General features: G+C 51.3%; 18 protein-coding genes. 10 read left to right on the top strand and 8 right to left on the bottom strand.

All coding sequences use genetic code 11. The features are described from left to right. Positions 1-616 precede the first annotated feature (616 nt). Positions 617-1,891 carry a type II restriction enzyme gene (locus tag ACLTXB_RS01715; protein ID WP_317336279.1) on the bottom strand — a complete coding sequence of 425 codons (1,275 nt, stop codon included), beginning with the start codon at positions 1,889-1,891 and terminating at the stop codon, positions 617-619. Continuing rightward, positions 1,878-2,720, bottom strand: coding sequence for a DNA adenine methylase (locus tag ACLTXB_RS01710; protein WP_298731283.1), 843 nt, complete (start codon positions 2,718-2,720; stop codon positions 1,878-1,880). Before ACLTXB_RS01710 ends, ACLTXB_RS01715 begins: the two co-directional genes overlap by 14 nt. 737 nt (positions 2,721-3,457) lie before the next feature. Between ACLTXB_RS01710 and ACLTXB_RS01705 the strand changes: the two genes are divergently transcribed. Then, on the top strand, positions 3,458-3,622 hold the full coding sequence (locus ACLTXB_RS01705; protein ID WP_298731284.1) for a hypothetical protein: 165 nt from the start codon (positions 3,458-3,460) through the stop codon (positions 3,620-3,622). Positions 3,623-4,275: 653 nt separating this feature from the next. Here the strand turns inward: ACLTXB_RS01705 and ACLTXB_RS01700 are convergent. The 5 genes from ACLTXB_RS01700 to ACLTXB_RS01680 form a co-directional block, all read right to left on the bottom strand. After that, positions 4,276-5,223 (bottom strand): AEC family transporter, encoded by a 948-nt coding sequence (locus ACLTXB_RS01700; protein ID WP_412260010.1) that lies wholly within the window; start codon positions 5,221-5,223, stop codon positions 4,276-4,278. A 26-nt stretch (positions 5,224-5,249) separates the two neighbouring features. Beyond that, the gene (locus tag ACLTXB_RS01695) at positions 5,250-6,128 is read right to left on the bottom strand and encodes an NAD(P)-dependent oxidoreductase (RefSeq protein WP_317336282.1); all 879 of its coding nucleotides are present in this window, start codon (positions 6,126-6,128) and stop codon (positions 5,250-5,252) included. A gap of 65 nt (positions 6,129-6,193) precedes the next feature. After that, a complete protein-coding gene (locus tag ACLTXB_RS01690) occupies positions 6,194-7,183 on the bottom strand; it encodes a 2-keto-3-deoxygluconate permease (RefSeq protein WP_317336284.1) in 990 nt (329 codons plus the stop codon). A 1,033-nt stretch (positions 7,184-8,216) separates the two neighbouring features. After that, positions 8,217-8,675, bottom strand: coding sequence for a transposase (locus ACLTXB_RS01685; RefSeq protein ID WP_412260339.1), 459 nt, complete (start codon positions 8,673-8,675; stop codon positions 8,217-8,219). A 28-nt stretch (positions 8,676-8,703) separates the two neighbouring features. Continuing rightward, positions 8,704-9,069: a hypothetical protein gene (locus ACLTXB_RS01680; RefSeq protein WP_428226077.1), complete on the bottom strand. Its 366-nt coding sequence runs from the start codon at positions 9,067-9,069 to the stop codon at positions 8,704-8,706. 380 nt (positions 9,070-9,449) lie between these two features. On the opposite strand from ACLTXB_RS01680, the gene ACLTXB_RS01675 reads away from it, so the two are divergent. Next, positions 9,450-10,133 carry a FadR/GntR family transcriptional regulator gene (locus ACLTXB_RS01675; protein ID WP_317336288.1) on the top strand — a complete coding sequence of 228 codons (684 nt, stop codon included), beginning with the start codon at positions 9,450-9,452 and terminating at the stop codon, positions 10,131-10,133. Positions 10,134-10,287: 154 nt separating this feature from the next. Here the strand turns inward: ACLTXB_RS01675 and ACLTXB_RS01670 are convergent, their stop codons facing one another. Further along, positions 10,288-11,364, bottom strand: a complete 1,077-nt coding sequence (locus ACLTXB_RS01670; protein ID WP_317336289.1) for a DUF6076 domain-containing protein — start codon at positions 11,362-11,364, stop codon at positions 10,288-10,290. A gap of 135 nt (positions 11,365-11,499) precedes the next feature. Here ACLTXB_RS01670 and ACLTXB_RS01665 point away from each other — a divergent pair, with 135 nt between their 5' ends. From ACLTXB_RS01665 to ACLTXB_RS01630, 8 genes are all read left to right on the top strand, one after another. After that, positions 11,500-11,709, top strand: a complete 210-nt coding sequence (locus ACLTXB_RS01665) for a helix-turn-helix domain-containing protein (protein WP_317336291.1) — start codon at positions 11,500-11,502, stop codon at positions 11,707-11,709. Beyond that, a complete protein-coding gene (locus tag ACLTXB_RS01660) occupies positions 11,706-12,233 on the top strand; it encodes a helix-turn-helix domain-containing protein (protein ID WP_317336294.1) in 528 nt (175 codons plus the stop codon). The genes ACLTXB_RS01665 and ACLTXB_RS01660 overlap by 4 nt, the downstream gene beginning before the upstream one ends. A gap of 189 nt (positions 12,234-12,422) precedes the next feature. After that, positions 12,423-12,842 carry a hypothetical protein gene (locus ACLTXB_RS01655; protein WP_298016756.1) on the top strand — a complete coding sequence of 140 codons (420 nt, stop codon included), beginning with the start codon at positions 12,423-12,425 and terminating at the stop codon, positions 12,840-12,842. Beyond that, a complete protein-coding gene (gene mobP3, locus ACLTXB_RS01650) occupies positions 12,830-14,794 on the top strand; it encodes a MobP3 family relaxase (RefSeq protein ID WP_317336298.1) in 1,965 nt (654 codons plus the stop codon). Before ACLTXB_RS01655 ends, mobP3 begins: the two co-directional genes overlap by 13 nt. Before the next feature lie 109 nt (positions 14,795-14,903). After that, positions 14,904-15,110, top strand: coding sequence for a helix-turn-helix domain-containing protein (locus ACLTXB_RS01645; RefSeq protein ID WP_317336300.1), 207 nt, complete (start codon positions 14,904-14,906; stop codon positions 15,108-15,110). Positions 15,111-15,257: 147 nt separating this feature from the next. After that, the gene (locus ACLTXB_RS01640; RefSeq protein WP_412260004.1) at positions 15,258-15,950 is read left to right on the top strand and encodes a CAP domain-containing protein; all 693 of its coding nucleotides are present in this window, start codon (positions 15,258-15,260) and stop codon (positions 15,948-15,950) included. A 224-nt stretch (positions 15,951-16,174) separates the two neighbouring features. Next, a complete protein-coding gene (locus tag ACLTXB_RS01635; RefSeq protein ID WP_412260002.1) occupies positions 16,175-16,492 on the top strand; it encodes a DUF6809 family protein in 318 nt (105 codons plus the stop codon). Beyond that, on the top strand, positions 16,492-17,643 hold the full coding sequence (locus tag ACLTXB_RS01630; RefSeq protein WP_412260000.1) for a tyrosine-type recombinase/integrase: 1,152 nt from the start codon (positions 16,492-16,494) through the stop codon (positions 17,641-17,643). The genes ACLTXB_RS01635 and ACLTXB_RS01630 overlap by 1 nt, the downstream gene beginning before the upstream one ends. Positions 17,644-17,773 lie beyond the last annotated feature (130 nt).

Here is a 17,773-nt window from a genome sequence, read left to right as displayed (position 1 = left end):
CGGTTTTTGTGGAGCTGCTATCCGGATTTGAACCGGAGACCTCATCCTTACCAAGTGGTTAAAAGCCCCGAAAGTACTGCTTTCCAGTGCTTTCGGGGCCTTTTTGTTTCAGAGATGCGTGGTCTTTAGAGCTTTCCGCTCCATTGTTTCCATCCGCTCGTTTCCCCGTGTGGGTCACGGTGTGGGTCAAACAACATTAGACAACACGTTGTTACAATGTCGCAAACGGAATCATTACAAAACTTCGCTGCAACGTCTTCCGCCCAAATGCGGTCCAAAATCTTCTACTCGGCAAAGAGAGCACCAACTCTGTGCACCATCAGGGATTTTTGCAGAAACTCTCTTCACGCTTTTCCCAAAGTTTTGTGGATATGAGTAGAAAATATGCTCCTCCCCATCTTCAACAGAACATTTCGGGCAGGACTTTAGCGCCATTTCTTGAGCATATTGTGACTCGTTTAGCGGTCTACCGCAGTGCTTGCAAACCCTGCTCACTGCAATTCCCTCCTCTCATTAGATTAATTACAATTTATACCTATCATTTCCAATTGTCAATGCAATTTCCTTCTGTGAATACAACCACGTGCTCATATGTCAATAGTATAGTATAAATATATCAGCTTTCTTCCACCAATCCTAAAATCCAGTTGAGCCATCCAATAATTGTTGAGGAGCGGCGGTAATATGTGCTATTTGCCTCAACATGGTACAAATTCGATTCTTTCATTATCTGCACAATCGCATTTGCATCTGGCATTTCCCTAGAATTCAAATTTATTTTTAGTGTTTCATTAAAAGCGCGATGTCTGAGAATTGCTGACACAATAGCAAGCTGTCGCTCTTTATATTCCAATTCCATTACGCTTCGTCCTAAATTTGAAAGTTGGAAAGTAATTGCTCCTTCTTCATTCTTCACTTTTTCAATGAAGCCAAGATAACGGCCTGCATCAGTATAGTAATTGGTCTGTCTTTCATCAAAAGCGTATTCGGAGGTGATATCTTGCTTCGTCATAGAACGCCCAGTAAGCAATTCCATCAAATTAACGATCCTCGGCATACTGTTTGCCTGTGGAAATGCAATATCGGGTTCTTCACAAATAGATATATTCTCCAAAACATTTTGAATATCTTCAAGTGAAATTTCAGGTGAAATAATATAATTCTTTTGCTTCACCAAACACAAAGAATTATAGTTCTTAGGATCGGCAAATTCATACTGATATAGATAGAATACGCCATTAGAAAATACCAAAAACACCGACTTAACTTTTTTTGTTATGCGGCTTTCCCAAACACGAAACGGATAATAAAGTTGTCTCACCAAAAAATCATCTGAAATATCATGTTTAGCCTCAAATAGTGAAAGATAATCTATCCCCTCATAGGCAGCATCAATCTCAATTTGAGAATTACTCACTGTTAGGGATTGTTTTCCCCTACCTGTAGCGATATCAAACTCAAAGTTTCCGGAACTCATTCGACCACTCACGGTTGGGACCAGCTCCGTATCTTCAAGAAAATCATTTAAGATTCCACAAGCATTTGCACAATTCAACGCAATAGCTTCACTGACTAAATATTTGGGCATAAGACTCTGTATATGCGCAGGAATTTTGACGGTTTGATAATATTCCGTTGGTGGGTCAAAGGTTTGATAAGCCGAAAACTGGGATATGACATAATCGCCTCGCGTAATAGGTAGAATTGCCAAATTATTCTTGGAAAAGATTTGAGGTAGATTAACCTTATGATCGAATTTGGTCATCAACCTTGGTTCGCGAAATTCTCTAATCTGATTTGCAGAAATGGTAAATATCCCATATTTCGAAATTTCATCTAAAATATGATATTTGTCAAATAAGATTTCCCAAGCAGTATCATTTAGCCCCATAGTTCCGAATCAAAACCTCCTCAATAGCCCCTCGCTTGCTGGCGTCGGAGTTTATTGCTCGTTTTGCATGTACTGTTGCTACGGTATAATCTTTGTATAGTTCTTTGATGAAACTGGTAGCCGAATTCGAAAGCAAAAATTTTACACCGCGTTGAGTAAGAATATCGCAGCATTCTTTCAACCGGATCTGTTCATTTCTATCAAAACCTCCGCTGTTATATCCGGTAAAGCTTGCGGTATCTGACACCGGATCATAAGGAGGATCAAGATAAACAAACCCACCCCTTGGAACGCGCTGAAGAGTCGTCTCAAAGTCTTCACTTAAAAGTTCAATATTATTTTCTGATAAATACTTACTTACAGCGCGCAAAACGGGTGCATTAACAATACTTGGATTTTTATAATGTCCAAATGGAGAATTGAACTCTCCGGAAGCATTTACCCGAAAGAGGCCGTTATAGCAAGTCTTGTTTAAATAAATAACTCTGGACGCTCTTTTAACCTTCGACATGGCCCCATAGCTCTCTTTGTCCCTATCTAAGTCCCTGAGTGCATAAAAATATTCCGAAGTGTTTTCGTGTCTTTGCAGATCCTCAATTAGATCCTCGACGTCATCGCGAATCACTTCATACACTAACATCAAATCTCCATTGAGATCGTTGACGATGGCGCTTTTCGGCTGGTGGCAAAAGAGGACTGCCCCACCGCCTAAAAAAGGTTCACAATAAGTAGTCATTCGTTTGGGAAACAACGGAACAATTTCATCCAAAAGTTGTCTCTTTCCACCGACCCATTTCACAACAGGGGAAACTAATTTGTTTTTTGCCATTGTATCATCCCCTTTCATCCGATGGATGAAGTATAACAGAAATTATCATCTCTGACAAGTTGATGTTCTTTATCCGGCCAACTTTTTCCCATAATTGTACGAATGAGGGACATTCCCAAGCCGGGAATACGATATCTGGACACTCATTGCCACTGTATGTAGTTTTGCTGAGAAGATCGGAAACCGATTCCCGCAAAAGCAATGGAACGGATTTTGGTTGCTCTCCAAGAACCGACAGAGTACAATACAGAACCGCCACGAGTACCCAGTGACAAGATAAATTAGCGTAAGCCACGAGATGGCGACTTGTCCAAACCGATTCGGTGTGAAAAGGAAGCGCAGTAGAGCGAGAAATATGGAGTCTAATAATGAGGAACAAGCGTAAAGCAGGAAACCTCTGTCTGCATAAGGAAATTATATCATCGCCCACCAGGGCAGGGATATTTTCATCATTACTCGATGTGAGCAGTATTGGGGCATCTAATGAGGTGTTAGTATAAGGTACAGATGCTCAATATACACAGTTTCAGGAGCCAGATTGCAGTAGGCTGGTATGGCTGGAGGCGGCTCTTTCGTGTCTCCCCACTTATGCTCTCCGGGATCATCGCGGACAGCTTTCAGTTCAGCGAGGAGGACCTGCGCCGGCGCCGCGCGGAGAGCGTTCGGAATGTGAAACAGACCAACGGGCGTATCTCGTTTGAAAAGCGGGTACGGGAATCCGTGAAGGATGATGACGGATGGCAAGGCTGATCGTCAAAAGTCCGTACATCAAGAGTGTGGCGATGATCACAAATGAGCCGCATCCGAATCCGGATGCGGCTCACTCTGTCGGTAGCGCAAGTTCATGCGCCACCTCAAAATTTGCGTCGCAAAACAAAGAAAGAAAGCCTGTCCGCAATTGATAACTTTCTGAAAATTGTAGTCAGTTTGGGATGGCTATTCCGCAAAGGTTGCGGTAATGTCATATCTGATTCTGCATGCTGAGCCTAACTGGTATACGCCCCATATAAGATTACGGCATCTAACTTAACGCCAAGGATATCCACCACGCCGCTGGTAAGCATCTTCGAGTCATTTGTTTCCATGCCCGCCATGTCTTCTGCCGTTTTCAGCATACCAAATAAGAACGAAGTTTACAACCGAAATAACGCTCCTTATCTGTGAAAAAGCAGGGGATGCCCCCTGCTCATCCTTTTCATGTGCTTTTTTAAAAGATATACGCCTGTTATTTTTTAACATTTTGGAGCAGGCCCTTAATCCTTCATGTAAATGTTAATCCCAGACGGTCACAACGAAAGTTGCATTTCCTTTTTCTACTATGTTGGTCTTTTTTGAATTTTTTTATTTGCAATAGTCTGTGCTATATTATCTATTGCTAAAGTCTCCGCTGAAAGCGCATATTCCTTTGTATATGTGATCTCCGGCACAGCGCAGATGTAAGTCCACAGTGTGAATGCAGTTGAACTGTGGCCAAAAGTGGTGCTGGCAGCACTGCGGACAAAAAGGCCCCTTCAAACGCGGGAGAGTTTGCGTTTGAAGGGGCAGAAAGGGAAGATTAAATCAATGATAAGTTTTTCAGCACTGCCACAAACAGGCAGAGGGTCACGGAGGAAAAAAGGGTGGAGATGGTCACGATGCTGCCGGCCAGCAGGTCGTCCGCGCCGTATTCACCGGCCAGCTGATAGGTGGTGATGGCCGACGGCGCCGCCGTGAACAAGAACACGGGGATCAGTTCCGTCCCACGGAGCCCAAAGCCCCAGATCGCCACCGGCAGGGCCAGCAGAGGCATAATGAGCAGTTTGAAGAGCACCACTGCCCCTGTCAGCCGCCTCTGTCCAGCAGGCACCCGTCCGCCATACAGCTTGACCCCCAGCGTCAGGAAGGCCAGCGGCGAGGCCATGGCCGCGAGACTGGCGGTCAGACTCTCCAGCGGCACCGGCAGGGCCATATGGAAGGGCCGGAAGGCCAGTCCCAGGAACACGCCCCACAGAACGGGATTTTTCAGGATGCCCTTCAGGAGTTGTGTCCAGCTTCTCTGCTCCCGCCCGGCGTACCAGGCATACATGACTACCGCGGCGATGTTCAGCACCGGCAGGGTCGCCGCCGCGATGGCCGATGCGGCAGCTGCCGCGCCCGCCCCTCCCAGCAGTTGGGAGAACGGGATACCGTACAGGGTGAAATTGCCCCGGTATAAGGATTGGATGACCACCGCGATCTGATTTCTGTCATGGACCAGCCGGGGGATCAGCAGAATACCCGCCAGCAGGGAAACCACGATGACACCGTAGGCAAAGGCGATGCTGCGCAGGCAGCTGTCCAGCGCCAGCTCTCCCTGGGAGATGCTGCGGAACAGCAGCACCGGGAACAGCAAACGCATACACAGGTGGTCTCCCTCCGCCGCAAAGTGCTCAGAGACCAGCTCCCGTTTTCGCATCAGGCAGCCCAGCAAAAGCAGCAGCGCCACTGGCAGGACCGCCTGCAGGGCATATCGGACAGCTTCCATATTCCATCCACCTCCGTGGGACAGGGTCAGTCGGCGCTTCCCACCGTCACGCCCATTTTGTCTTCGTAATACTTTACCATGGCGATCTGATCCTCGTCAATGTGGCCGTTGTCGTTCATCCAGTCCATCACCTGCAGCACCACGTCGGTCATGGGTGTATCCACACCCAAGTGGTGGGCATAGTGTTTTGCGTTCAGGATGTCCTTGCGGTGGACGGCCACCCGGGCGCCGGGCTCGTAGTCCCGGTGAATGAGCTTGGGAATTTTGTTGTCATAGAGGGGACCTCCGGCGAAGCCGCCGCGAGTGGCCTCGAAGGTGGTTTGGAGGTCAATGCCCGCCTTGGCGGCGAAGGCATAGCCCTCGGCCATGGCCACCAGGTAGGCGCCGGCCACCATGTTGTTCACCAGCTTGGTGACGCTGCCGCTGGCGGGGCCGCCCACGTACACAGGGGTGCCCATGCACTCCAGCAGGGGCTTCACTTCCTCAAAAGCCTCCTTGTCACCGCCTGTCATAATGGCCAGCGTACCGGCAATGGCCATGGGATTGCCGCCGCTGATGGGAGAATCCAGCAGGTACATACCGGCGTCCTTCGCCAGCTTGTACAGTTCCTGAATGATGTCAGGAGCAGTGGAGCTCAGGTCCACGATGATGCGGCCGGGCTTGCCAAATTTGACGGCCTTTTCCACGCTGTCCCGGATGATGGCGTGGGTGGGCAGGATCTGCATGATGACGTCGCAGGTCTGGTAGATCTCCTCCGGCTCGGCAACGGTGCCGCCCGCGGCGATGAAGCCCTCCCGCTGCTTTTCCATCACGTCGTAACCCAAAATCTCACAGCCGGATTTTTTCAGCAGATTCTTTGCCATGGGCAGACCCATGACGCCCATACCCAGGAAACCGATTTTCATATCCGTGCGCACTCCTTTTATACATAGATTTGTTAAAAAATTAAAATACAGTTTAGAAACGTGGGTCAATATGTATTGTCTTCGCTGGAGACCCCTTCCTCTATCTGGGAAAATGTGGTCTTTTTCTTGTTTCCGTTCCGCTTGCTGATCCAGTTGGTCATAAAGGGGCAGATGATAGCGGTCACGACCACGGCGGCAGCCACCTGGGGCGTTGCGATGGCCGCAGTCTCCGCCAGAGTAGCGTCCACCGCTGCCAGGGCGGCCGGAGTCGCAACGGCATTTCCGCCCACGCTGGAGATTGCAGAACCTGCGATACCGGAGCCGCCAGTGAGCTTGTCAAAGAAGATATTGAAAACGCCGCCGATAAACACGGTGATCAAACCCAGAATGATGCCGGACACGCCGCCCTTTGCCACCTGCTGGAGGCTCATGTTGGCACCCAGGGCAAAGCCCAGAACCATGATGGTCACCTCGCCGCCGTTGCTGAGGCATTTGCGCATATGGGGGTCCAGATTACCCAGGATGATGCCCAGCAACAGGGGAACGATGGAAGCCACCAGCGTCATGTAGGGAATGCTGGCCAGACCCGCGGTGCCCATAGCCACCATGGTCAAGAACGGGCCATCGTTCAGGGAAATGATGGCGACTGCGCCCTGGTCGGACTCGGAGCCATAGGTCTTTGTGAGGGCGCCGAAGAGCGCACCGTTTGAGTTGGAAGCCGCTGCAATGATAGCAAGGGCGCTCAGGCCAAACAGGCTGTTGTTAAAGAAACGCGCGGCTAACAGGCCGATCGCCACGCTGACGGCAAACTTTACGATGGTGATGGTAAAGCCCGTCTTCATGGCCTGCGGTGCGCATTTGAGGTCCAGCTGTGCGCCCATGCAGACAAAGAACAGACCCACCAAGGCGCTAGTGCCTTTCACGATGCCGGTGGTAAAGCTGCCAATTTGCAGCGCCGCAGGGAAAAACGTATTGATGAGGCACCCTAGGAACAGCGGCACAATAATGATACCGCCAGGAATTTTGTCCAGCCATTTTTTCACAGGTACAGTCATGATGAATTCTCCTCTCAAAATTATTGGCTCACAGTATTTCTGGTACGGGGATCCCTTTTTAAGATGGGGCTGGGGCTGACTGGTGCTCATATGGGCTGCCGCCGGTTCGGCAGTTGCCTGGACTTGCTGGAGTTCTGCAAAATTTTTGCCGTGTCTGCCGCATTGTAATATTTAATTCATGCGTACTGAACAAAGCTGTAAGCCTTGAAAGCTAAGGCTTGCAAAGCCAATCAGCTTTATTCATGTGCAAGGATTTTGCGCAGAATCCTTGCACTTTCCGATGGTGTGGTGCACCGCACCATCGGAAATGCGCATTGTAACAATGTCTGAATTCTATCAAAAGGGCTGAAAACAGCCCTTTTGATAGATTGTTCGACAATCGCCGCACGAACAAGCCACGAAGCGGTTTGTTGAGTAGGCATTAATTATCAGGCCTTTTAATGGACAAACCATTTGTCTTTTTTATATGTGATTTCCAGAAAAAAGTCAACACCTTTGTATATATTCTATTACTTGCACAATTAAATACCGCTTTTCTTGGCGAATCGCCGAAATTTTTTGCGGGCCTGCTCTCTCGGCGTTCGATGCGTCTTTTCTCACGATTTGTATATCAATTCTTGACGAAAACTTCGAAATATGCTATAATTTTGCTAATTATATAACATAGCCATGAGTAAAACGGTGGATCAGATTTGGCAGGCAGTCCAAGGTGAGTCTATTCGAGCAGAGAAGCACACAATAGCAAGCAACACCAAAAGACGCAGAGGGAATCTGCGTCTGAAAGGATTTGTGTCCTGTTTGTCAGGCTGGTCTTCGAAGTGCTTTTTTGTTTCGGCAGGAGTGAGGCGATTTGCTGAGTACGGCGGCGTAGGCCGCAGCCAAAACCGAAATGTGGGCAAGGGTGTTCATATTTGCCGCGCTCTGCCCATTACGGATTCAAAGCCGTTCCTAGCCGGTTTCTTTGAAGTGGGAATTGTAGCGTTCGTATTCTGTACGCAGGGCATAGGTCCTTTTGAAGCGCAGACACTCTCGGTCAATGGAGCGTTGTAGCCAGAAGGAATGACCTTCTATTTGGTGCCGCCCCGTTTTCTCTTCCCGTTGTTCCATTTTTTGTGGTTACAGGGACAGACGGCTGCCTTGGGCTGCTGGAAAGGGCAGCAGAATTTCTGGCGGAACCCGCCATGTCCATCAAGCGTCTACCATCCTTGCTCATCGCCAGTCCGGCTTCGCAAATGGGATTGCCGGCTGCCAGTCTCTTTGACTTTTTGGTACTTCTCTTGCTCAGCGGAATCACGGCTTCTCCATCATAGACATCTCTCACAGTGTTGTAGAGATCACGCACATCATAACCTTTGTCCGCAAGAAAGATATACTCCCGGATGGGCAGGATCTGGTTGGCTGCAGTGAGGATATCAGCAATAACAGTGGAATCCATGATATTGGCCGGAGTGGTCAGCTCATTTAGAGGCAGGCCGGAAATGCAGTCTACCAGTACATGGCTCTTGCAACCCCAGTAGAACTCATAACGCCGCTCGTTGTGCTTGTTGGAAGCGGAATGACCCCCCAGAGCACAATCTGGATCGTTTTTGGGGGTGATGTTCTTTGGAAAACTTGTTTTTCACAAAGGATTTTGGATTATTCGTATTAGCCATGACAGGTGTGGCGATGAAGGATGCGTCCGCCACGCCCAACTCATACCGTTGTCGTACCAAATCCGCCACGACAGTCTTTAACTCGGTGTTGTCCAGCTGACGCAGGAAGCGGTCATACGTCCAGCAGGATAGCAGAGGCTCCAAGATGTTAAAACCGCAGTAATGGGCAATGAGCCGGTTGTTGTCCAGATAGTCCGCAAGAGCGGTGATTTGTGAGAAACCCTCACACTTCATAACGATGAAAGCGCACATCATGGCTTCTTTGGGAAGCCTTGCCGCCCAGTCGCCGCTCTGGGCAGCGTAAAATCCAGACCGCTAAAGAGTTTATCGTAAAATGTTGCGACACTTTTGGATGTGAACAGCGTTACATCCTGAATGGTTTCATGTCGGTAGATTGTGGTCAGCTCCTTTCGGTTTGATTGCGCTCCAACTTCATTTTACTACTTGCCGCTTTCTATATCTTTTGGAGTGATTCTGATTTTCAGCTATGTCCGGGATCTATTGATGATACTTACTTTTTCGAGTTTTGCTCATGGCTGATGTAATAAAATTGGGAGGTGATCCTCACGAACGAATCTCAGCGGTCTAAAATTCTCTTCCAGCCCGCCACGACCATGCGTGCCTCTGAAGTAATCTATGACCAGATCTATCTGAAAATCGCCTCTGGCGATCTGCGTCCGGGGGACACCCTCCCCTCGGAGCGGGAGCTTGCGGAGCAGTTTCACCGCAGCCGTCCCAGCGTGCGGGAAGCCCTTCGGATGCTCCAGCAGGACGGTCTTTTAAAGATCAGCTTGGGCAGCGCGGGCGGTGCCGTGGTGCAGAGCATTTCGCTGAAAACGGTGGAAGAGCCTCTGAAAAAGCTGGTGGAGATCGGCGCCATTAATTTGGATGAGTTGGTGGAATACCGCAATATCAACGACCACACCTGTGCCCGACTGGCCTCTCTCCGCCGGACTGACGAGGATATACGCGCCATTCAGGCGACCCTGGATGCGGCGGAGGCCAGTATCTGCACGCCCAATAGCTTTGAGAAATACGATATTGCCTTTCACACCGCTCTGGCGAAAGCCAGCCACAATGCGCTGGCCTTGCTCATCAACGACGTGATCGTTGGGCTGAACACAGACGCGTTCCTGCAGTCCATTCAGGGCTGCTCCGTGGAGGAGCATCAGCGTATCAACCGGGAAATCTTTGAGTCCCACTCCGCAATTCTGCGGGCTGTCATCAAGGGCGACCCGGACGAAGCCGACCGGTGTGTAGATGAGATGGTGCGCTTGTTCCGGGGCTATATTTCCTAAGTTCATCCATTTTCCCTCAGGATATGCCCTGCTATGCTACTATATATAGGCCGTTAAAGGCAACATGTATAGCCGCTGCAAGAAGAATCTGGCCGCAAAAATTGCGCCGCATAAACAAGAAAGACAGGCTGAACTTCCAGCCTGTCTTTTCTTTTCAAAACTCCTTGAACCGACTCCGCATCTCCTCGTCATCGAGCTTACCCTGCTCCGATTGCTCCAACACCTTCATCGCCTCCGCGACAGCCGCGTTCCACTCTTCCACGCTGATCTTCTTCCGATTCTTCCTCTGCTTCAGCCGATTATAGGCGCGGTCATACTCCACCTGCGCCGGGGTGCGGTTGGCTTTCCCCTGGGCCTCCTTTCGGTGAGCGCCGACCTTCCGGCAGGTGCGTTCTGTCTCGCCGGGAGCAATGTTGTTGCAGTAGCAGGTGTTATATCCTGCTGTCAGCAGAAAATACTTCCCGCAGTTATGGCAGCGGCGGGGTGCGTTGCCCACAGCCAACCCCCGGTAGAATTCCGTCCGCAGGAAGTCCGTCAGGCTGTTGAAGGTGGCCTTCTCCGCTATGAAGATCTCGTCCTCCTTCGTCTGGTGCATCATGGGAAGGAAGCTCACCTCCATGGGGAAGCTCTGGGTGAAATCCTCGCCAAAAAGATGCGCGGCCACGGAGAGCATCTGGGCGTAGAAGAAGGAGTACGCCTCGGCATAGGCCCCACTGTTTCTCCGCTTCAGCGGCTCAAAGTATTTCTCTGTCATGATGGCGACCTGCTGGCGAAACCTCATGAGTTCGCTGGTGAAATACACCAGGCCAGTGATCATTCCCTGATAAAATGCATGGCCCTCTGAAGTCGGATCCTGCACCTGTGCCCACTTCTCTTCATCCGCAAGGAGCCGCTCAAGGGTGTGGTAATTGCACTCCACATCCATCTTCAATTCCCGGTACACCGGCAATGTAAATACAACATCCCAGACAGTGTTCAGCTTCTCCTGTGCGGAGGCTACGGCGCTGTCTGTTTTTTCTGCCAACAGTGCCTGAGCGGCCGGGACAAACTCCCTCACTCTCCGATTAATTTCATGGAGAACTTGCTCATCCAAGTTCATGATATCCACGCAGCACTGTCCGATAGGAACATCCCTCTCCCCAATGAAAACATGGTCATCATGAAAGAACACTGTGAATTGGTCGTAGGTGTAGGTGAAAGGTATCTCTATGCGCTCCATCTTTTCTTCCATAACGTCTCCCTTGTACCCGATAGAGAATCGGCATTTACCCGAACGCGCTCAAATCCATTGAAGTGGCTCTCTGGGTATGTTACCCTCAGCGTACCAGATAAAAAACTAAAAATCAATCATAGGGAGGTAACAGACATGAAAGAATCCACGTACAAAAGTTATGACGAGCTGCTGCTGTTCCTGAATGCGGAAACAGTAGCAAAGGTGTTGGGTGTGTCACCAAGCAGTGGGTACGAGTTGATGCACGAAGATGGGTTCCCCACGTTAAAAATCGGGAACCGCATCGTGGTTCCCAAGGAACAGTTCATCCGATGGGTATCGGAGCATACAGGAGGCGGCGCATGAAGCATACTCGCAAAGGAAACTTTTTCTCTCTGCCTAACGAGATGTTCCTCCTGGGGCTGAGCCCCGGTGAATTGGCGGTGTACAGTTACCTGCGGCGCTGTGAAAACCGCAAGACCCACCAGTGCTGGCCCAGCTACAAAACCATCGGCAAGGCAGTTGGGATGAGTGAGAACACGGTACGCAAATACACGCTGCGCTTGGAAGAACGCGGTCTCATCACTACGGAACCGACTGAGGTCATCACCAGGGATGGGCAAAGGCGCAACGGGAACCTGCTCTACACCATCCTGCCGATTCAGGAAGCCATCAACCATTCCTACGAACGGCAGATGGTGAAACTGGAGGAGGTCACGGAGCGTCAGCAGGTGGCGAAGGAACTGCGAAAACAAGGCCGTGTTCGCCCCTGTGAGCCGCTGTGTGAGGCTTTGCCGGGAGCAGCGGGAACAGACACCGCCCAGGGCTGTGAGGGCGGATTTGGGCCGGTTTCGGAGGAGCCTATGAGGACGAAAGTCGAAGCAGGATAAAGAACAGGCGTCAAACGCGACACCCTGTTCGCTCACTTCTGCCCGCAGTGCGGGCAGTTACGGGAGTTTTCGGGGAGTTCCAAAGTGGGGTCAAAATCGAAAGGGTACTATCACTTCTGCGGTCGTTATCCCTGAACGCGTACTCCCCCAAGAAAAAACTAGGGGTCATGCCCCGGAAAGGAGCTCATTTTGAGCAAGAAAGAAAAATTTGCCCTCTATCTCACCCCTGAGAAAAAGGCACGCTTGGAGCGACGATATCAGGAGGACGGCAGCCGCAGCATCACCGGATTCATTGAGCGGGCCATCGATTTCTACCTGGACTATCTCAGCGCCAATGAAGCTGGGCTGTTTCTTCCAACCTCCATCCAGTCCTATCTGGATGGGCGGGTGGGGCAAATGGAAAACCACTTGGCGTCGCTGGCCTACAAACAGGCGGTGGAATTGGATATGCTATCGGGGATCATCGCGGACAGCTTTCAGTTCAGCGAGGAGGATTTGCGCCGACGTCGCGCGGAAAGCGTCCGAAATGTGAAGCAGACCAATGGCCGCATCTCGTTCGAAAAACGGGTGCGGGAATCCGTGAAGGATGATGACGGATGGCAAGGCTGATCGTCAAAAGTCCGTACATCAAGTGCGGAGGCGGCAACTCGGCAGGCGGCTACATGAGATACATTGCCACCCGTGAGCGGGTAGAACTGATTCAGGATGACCGTCCTCCCACTCGAAAGCAGGAACAGCTTATCGCAAAACTGGTGAAAGATTTTCCTGACGCAAGGGAGCTGGATGAGTACGGTGACTATCAGGAGCATCCCACCAAGGCCAATGCCTCAGCGTTCATCTCTCAGGCGTTGGAGGAAAACTGGAGTGACGTTCAGAAATCAGATGGCTACATGAAGTACATTGCAATGCGGCCGAGAGCGGAGCGGCTGGGCTCCCACGGTCTCTTCGGTGACAAAGATGGCGTGGAGTTGGACAAGGCAATGGCGGAGCTGGAGAACTACACGGGAAATGTGTGGACACACATCATCTCCCTGAAGCGGGAGGATGCGGAGCGGTTGGGCTACAACAATGCCGGGGCGTGGAGGAATCTACTCCGCGCTCACCGCAACGACATCGCCGCCGCTATGAACATCCCTCCACAGGACTTCCGTTGGTACGCTGCCTTCCATGATGAAGGCGACCATCCCCATGTGCATGTGATGGCATGGTCCGTGAAGCCAGGGCAGGCATACCTGTCTCAAGACGGCATCCGGCAAATCAAATCCAAGCTCACCAACGATATTTTCCAGCAAGAGATGCTTCATCTCTACGAACAGAAAACGGTCTCCCGTGACCAGCTGGTACGGGAAGCGCGGCAGGCCATGCGGGAGTTGGTTCAACAGATGCGAAACAGGATCTGCGACCACCCGGAGGCAGAGCAACTCATGCAGGAGCTGGCCATCCAACTGGAAACGGTCAAGGGGAAGAAGTCCTACGGCTACCTTCCCAAGGCGCAAAAGGCCCTGGTGGATGAGATCGTGGACCAGATGGAGCAGCTCCCAACCGTGGCTGAGTGCTATGAAAAGTGGTGGCAGCTGCAAAGTAAGGTGGAGGATTTCTATTCCGAGAAAGAACGCCATCGTCCGCCGCTGTCCCGGCAGAAAGAGTTCCGCCAGATCAAGAACGCGGTCATCCAGGAGGCGGAGACAATCCGGCTGGGGGAAATCACCTTCGAGGATGATGCCTTGGACCTGCGCCAGAGCGATGAGGTGGACAAAGATGAAGATGTGTCCTGGGACTTCTGGACACTGCGTATGGACGTTCAGGATGAATCCTCCCCACTGGAGGAGCGGGATGACGCCGTAGACCGTATGCGGTGGCTGGCGGAGTGCGGCGATGTTCATGCCCAATACTTCTTGGGAAAGCTGTACCTGGATGGCAGCCTTGTGATACCAGACAGCGAAGCGGCCATGAACTGGTTCCACAAGGCATCCACCAGTGGTTACGCACCAGCCCAGTATGCTCTCGGGAAGCTGCTGCTCTCTGATGATGCCAACGTCCACGATTCCGAGGTGGGCATCCAGTGGTTGGAACACGCCGCCTACAACGGAAACAACTATGCATCTTACCGTCTGGGTAAGGAATATCTGAAGGGCGAGGTAGTAAGAAAAGATACCCGCAAGGCTATGGATCACATCTATACCTCCGCCCAGGCTGGAAATCCCCATGCGCAGTATCTGCTGGGGAAGTTGCTAATTCAGGGAAAGGTAGTCGACCGTGACAAGGAGGAAGGTATCCAATGGCTGACCCTGGCGGCAGAGCAGGGACACAGCTACGCGCAATGCCTTCTGGACAGGCAGAATGCTTCGACAGCGCCGGAGGTGTTTCTCGCGGTGACGAGGCTGCTCCATCACATGGCAAATATCTTCCAGGATAACTCCCTGCCGCAGAGCGGCACAGGGCTCACCCACATCGACCACAAGCGGCATCAAGAATTGAAGGAAAAGCGCCTTGGCCATGGTCACAAAGAGAATGACCATGAGGAGCAGCAGTATGGCGGCTGGAATATGACCATGAAATGACCGCAGCTCCTGCGGGCACTCCCCTCCACCAGATGGTGGGGAAGTAAATCAACAAGACGAATGATAACAAGTAAAAGGCCCTTCCGTCAGGAAGGGAGAAAGGATAGCTATGAAAAAAGCAACGTTCAAATCCTACGAGGAACTTCCTCTGATGCTCTCGGTCCCCGAGATGGCAGCCGCATTGGGCATCTCCCGTGCCGGAGCATACGAACTGGCCCGCACCGAGGGCTTCCCGTCACTGAAGATCGGCACCCGCATTGTGATCCCCAAGGACAAACTCAAGGAATGGGTGGATCAGAATGTTGGGGGAAAGTGATGGTTTTGCGACTGCCGTTGAACTCTGAAACTCTCGCCCGGAGGTAATGCCTACATTTTATCACAGACCACTTCCTCAAAAATCATATAGCTTTTGTCCTCTGGCTGTGCTATTGCTTTGTGTTACAAAACGGAAAGGAGCATCGACATGAAGCACGACAAGAAAAATATCACAGCCATGGTGACGGGCATGGTTATCGGCGCAGCTCTGGCGAGCGAAGCTGCCGCAGGAATCGTAGCAGAACCTACTTGGCAGAAGATCTATGTGGATGGCCGGCAGGTCTCCATGACCGCCTATAACATTGCGGGGAACAATTATGTGCGGCTCAGGGATATCGGCCAACAGGTGGGCTTCAATGTGTATTGGGAGAGCGGCGTGCAGATTGACACGGATGCGCCGTATACCGGAATTGCCCCGGTGCAGGAAATAAGTTCCCAGCCGACAGATATGGAGATTCGGGAGGAAATGATCCGGCGCATCAACCAGGTACGAAGAAAGTACAGTGTGTCAGAACTGGCGGTGGATCAGTCTCTCATGGATGCGGCGCAGGAATGCTCCTCCTACCTGTACACCAAGCATAATAACCGAGCGGAATGTGAGACTGTGGCAGCGTCCGGGTACCCCCACGGTTTCGGTTCCAACCTGACGGTGTTCACCGTCACGGATCCCGAAAAGATTCCACAAAAGGCTGTGGCGAACTGGGAGAACTCCCCCGGCCATCTGGCGACGATGATTGACCCTAATGGTGATGCCGTCGGCGTCGGCGTTACAATCGCCAACGGCAAAGCCTTCTGCTATATGTTCGCGGGGAACCCAACGGCGCACAATCCCTACGCATGAGTGTAGCGCTGGTTCCAAATGGGCCGCATCCGATATTGGATGCGGCCCCAAATTGCTTACTCTGGCGGCAACGCAAGTCCATATGTCACCTCAAAATTTGCGTCGCAAAACAAAGAAAGAAAGCCTGCCCGCAATTGATAACTTTCTGAAAATTGTAGTCAGTTGGGGATGGCTATTCAGCAGAGGTTGCGGTATTGTGTGTCGCTGACAGGAGGTGGCACACGATGCATGACTACATGAAAGCCCTCTACCACAGGTTCGAGACACCATCACGAAGGGCGGAATATCTGGATAGGAAAATCAAGAGAACACACAGCCAGCTTGCTCGGTTACTGGGTAAGTCAGAGAAAAAACTGCTCCTGCGGATAGCAGACATGGAAGATGAACTACGGGATGAAGCCTGTCTGAACAGCTTCATATCCGGCTACCGTCTGGCACAGGGCATTCAGCAGGAGCTGCTGGCAGACCAGCCGCCATATAGCTTCGAAGCTGAGGATGAGCGGCAGGCTTGTGAAAGTTGGGAAAGGAGAGATACGGAATAATGGCAAAAAAACGCGCCAACGGCGAAGGCAATATTCGTAAGCGAAAAGATGGCCGGTGGGAGGCTCGCTACACGGCAGGACACGACCCTAAAACCGGCAAGCGAATCATCAAAAACGTGCTGGGCAAAACGCAAGCTGAGGTCCGCGAAAAGCTGAAACGCGCTCTGGAAGAAACAAACGGTATGGATGTTGCCCGTGCCGATGACTTCACAGTGGCTACCTGGCTCAAAACTTGGTATGACCTCTATGCCAAGCCCAATGTGCGGGTAGCCACAGCAGACCGCTACGATTTGATGATCAACACCTATACGATCCCCCGCATCGGAAACATCAAGCTGACCAAGCTGACTTCCCGTGACCTTCAAAAGCTCTACAAGGACCTGATGGAAAAGGGCCGGGAACGGAAAACCAAAACCGGCGCTCAGGGATTGAGCAGTACCACGGTACGGAGCGTCCATCTCATGCTCCACTGCGCCTTTGAGCGGGCAGTCAAGGAACGACTCATTCCCCGTAATCCAACGGATGATTGTATCGCCCCCAAGGTTCGTAAATTCGAGATGAAAATTCTGGAGCCGGAACACATGAAAGCATACATCGACGCTGCCGATGCCAGAGGGCTTCTGCCCATGTTCTATCTGGAGCTGGTCAGTGGCCTGCGCAAGGGAGAGCTGGTAGCACTGCTATGGTCTGACCTGGATATTAAAAACCGCACCATCTCGGTCAGCAAGCAGTACATCAAGAATCCAAACGGAGAACTCACCCTATCCCGTCCCAAGACGGAGACTTCCGTCCGAAAAGTCTCCATCCCTCAGATGGCAGTAGACCTGCTGATTCAGGAGCACGAAAAGCACTCAGGAAATCCCTATATGTTCCCCTCCCCTATCACTGGCGAAATGTACTACCCGGATTCCGTAGTCAACCTTCACAAGAAGATTCTGAAGGACGCCGGCCTGGAACACATCAGATTCCACGACCTCCGCCACACCTTCGCAACCCTGGCACTGCAAAACGGTGTGGACATCAAGACAGTGTCCAGTATGCTGGGCCACTACGACGCTGGATTTACCCTCCGCACCTACACCCACGCCACCAGGCAGAAGCAGGACGAAGCAGCGGAAACCATGGGCAACTTCATGGAGCAGGTCATGTGAGCACAAAAGAGCAAAAAATACAGGGCAGGAAGGCGGAACTTCCTGCCCTGTGCTTTCTAAACCTTTCCGCACATTTCTAAAGTGCTCCCCAAGTCAAGGACATTTTAGTTTGACCCATAGGGCGGAAGCA

The organism is Flintibacter sp. (assembly GCF_046973065.1).
The sequence above is the reverse complement of the archived record's forward strand: the minus strand, read 5'-3'. Positions and strand labels throughout refer to the sequence as shown.

Bases quoted from the DNA above. Each gene is read 5' to 3' on its own strand.
- ACLTXB_RS01715 (WP_317336279.1), bottom strand. From the start codon at position 1,891: ATGGGGCTAAATGATACTGCTTGGGAAATCTTATTTGACAAATATCAT.
- ACLTXB_RS01710 (WP_298731283.1), bottom strand. From the start codon at position 2,720: ATGGCAAAAAACAAATTAGTTTCCCCTGTTGTGAAATGGGTCGGTGGA.
- ACLTXB_RS01705 (WP_298731284.1), top strand. From the start codon at position 3,458: ATGGCAAGGCTGATCGTCAAAAGTCCGTACATCAAGAGTGTGGCGATG.
- ACLTXB_RS01700 (WP_412260010.1), bottom strand. From the start codon at position 5,223: ATGGAAGCTGTCCGATATGCCCTGCAGGCGGTCCTGCCAGTGGCGCTG.
- ACLTXB_RS01695 (WP_317336282.1), bottom strand. From the start codon at position 6,128: ATGAAAATCGGTTTCCTGGGTATGGGCGTCATGGGTCTGCCCATGGCA.
- ACLTXB_RS01690 (WP_317336284.1), bottom strand. From the start codon at position 7,183: ATGACTGTACCTGTGAAAAAATGGCTGGACAAAATTCCTGGCGGTATC.
- ACLTXB_RS01680 (WP_428226077.1), bottom strand. From the start codon at position 9,069: ATGAAGTGTGAGGGTTTCTCACAAATCACCGCTCTTGCGGACTATCTG.
- ACLTXB_RS01675 (WP_317336288.1), top strand. From the start codon at position 9,450: ATGCGTGCCTCTGAAGTAATCTATGACCAGATCTATCTGAAAATCGCC.
- ACLTXB_RS01670 (WP_317336289.1), bottom strand. From the start codon at position 11,364: ATGGAAGAAAAGATGGAGCGCATAGAGATACCTTTCACCTACACCTAC.
- ACLTXB_RS01665 (WP_317336291.1), top strand. From the start codon at position 11,500: ATGAAAGAATCCACGTACAAAAGTTATGACGAGCTGCTGCTGTTCCTG.
- ACLTXB_RS01660 (WP_317336294.1), top strand. From the start codon at position 11,706: ATGAAGCATACTCGCAAAGGAAACTTTTTCTCTCTGCCTAACGAGATG.
- mobP3 (WP_317336298.1), top strand. From the start codon at position 12,830: ATGGCAAGGCTGATCGTCAAAAGTCCGTACATCAAGTGCGGAGGCGGC.
- ACLTXB_RS01645 (WP_317336300.1), top strand. From the start codon at position 14,904: ATGAAAAAAGCAACGTTCAAATCCTACGAGGAACTTCCTCTGATGCTC.
- ACLTXB_RS01640 (WP_412260004.1), top strand. From the start codon at position 15,258: ATGAAGCACGACAAGAAAAATATCACAGCCATGGTGACGGGCATGGTT.
- ACLTXB_RS01635 (WP_412260002.1), top strand. From the start codon at position 16,175: ATGCATGACTACATGAAAGCCCTCTACCACAGGTTCGAGACACCATCA.
- ACLTXB_RS01630 (WP_412260000.1), top strand. From the start codon at position 16,492: ATGGCAAAAAAACGCGCCAACGGCGAAGGCAATATTCGTAAGCGAAAA.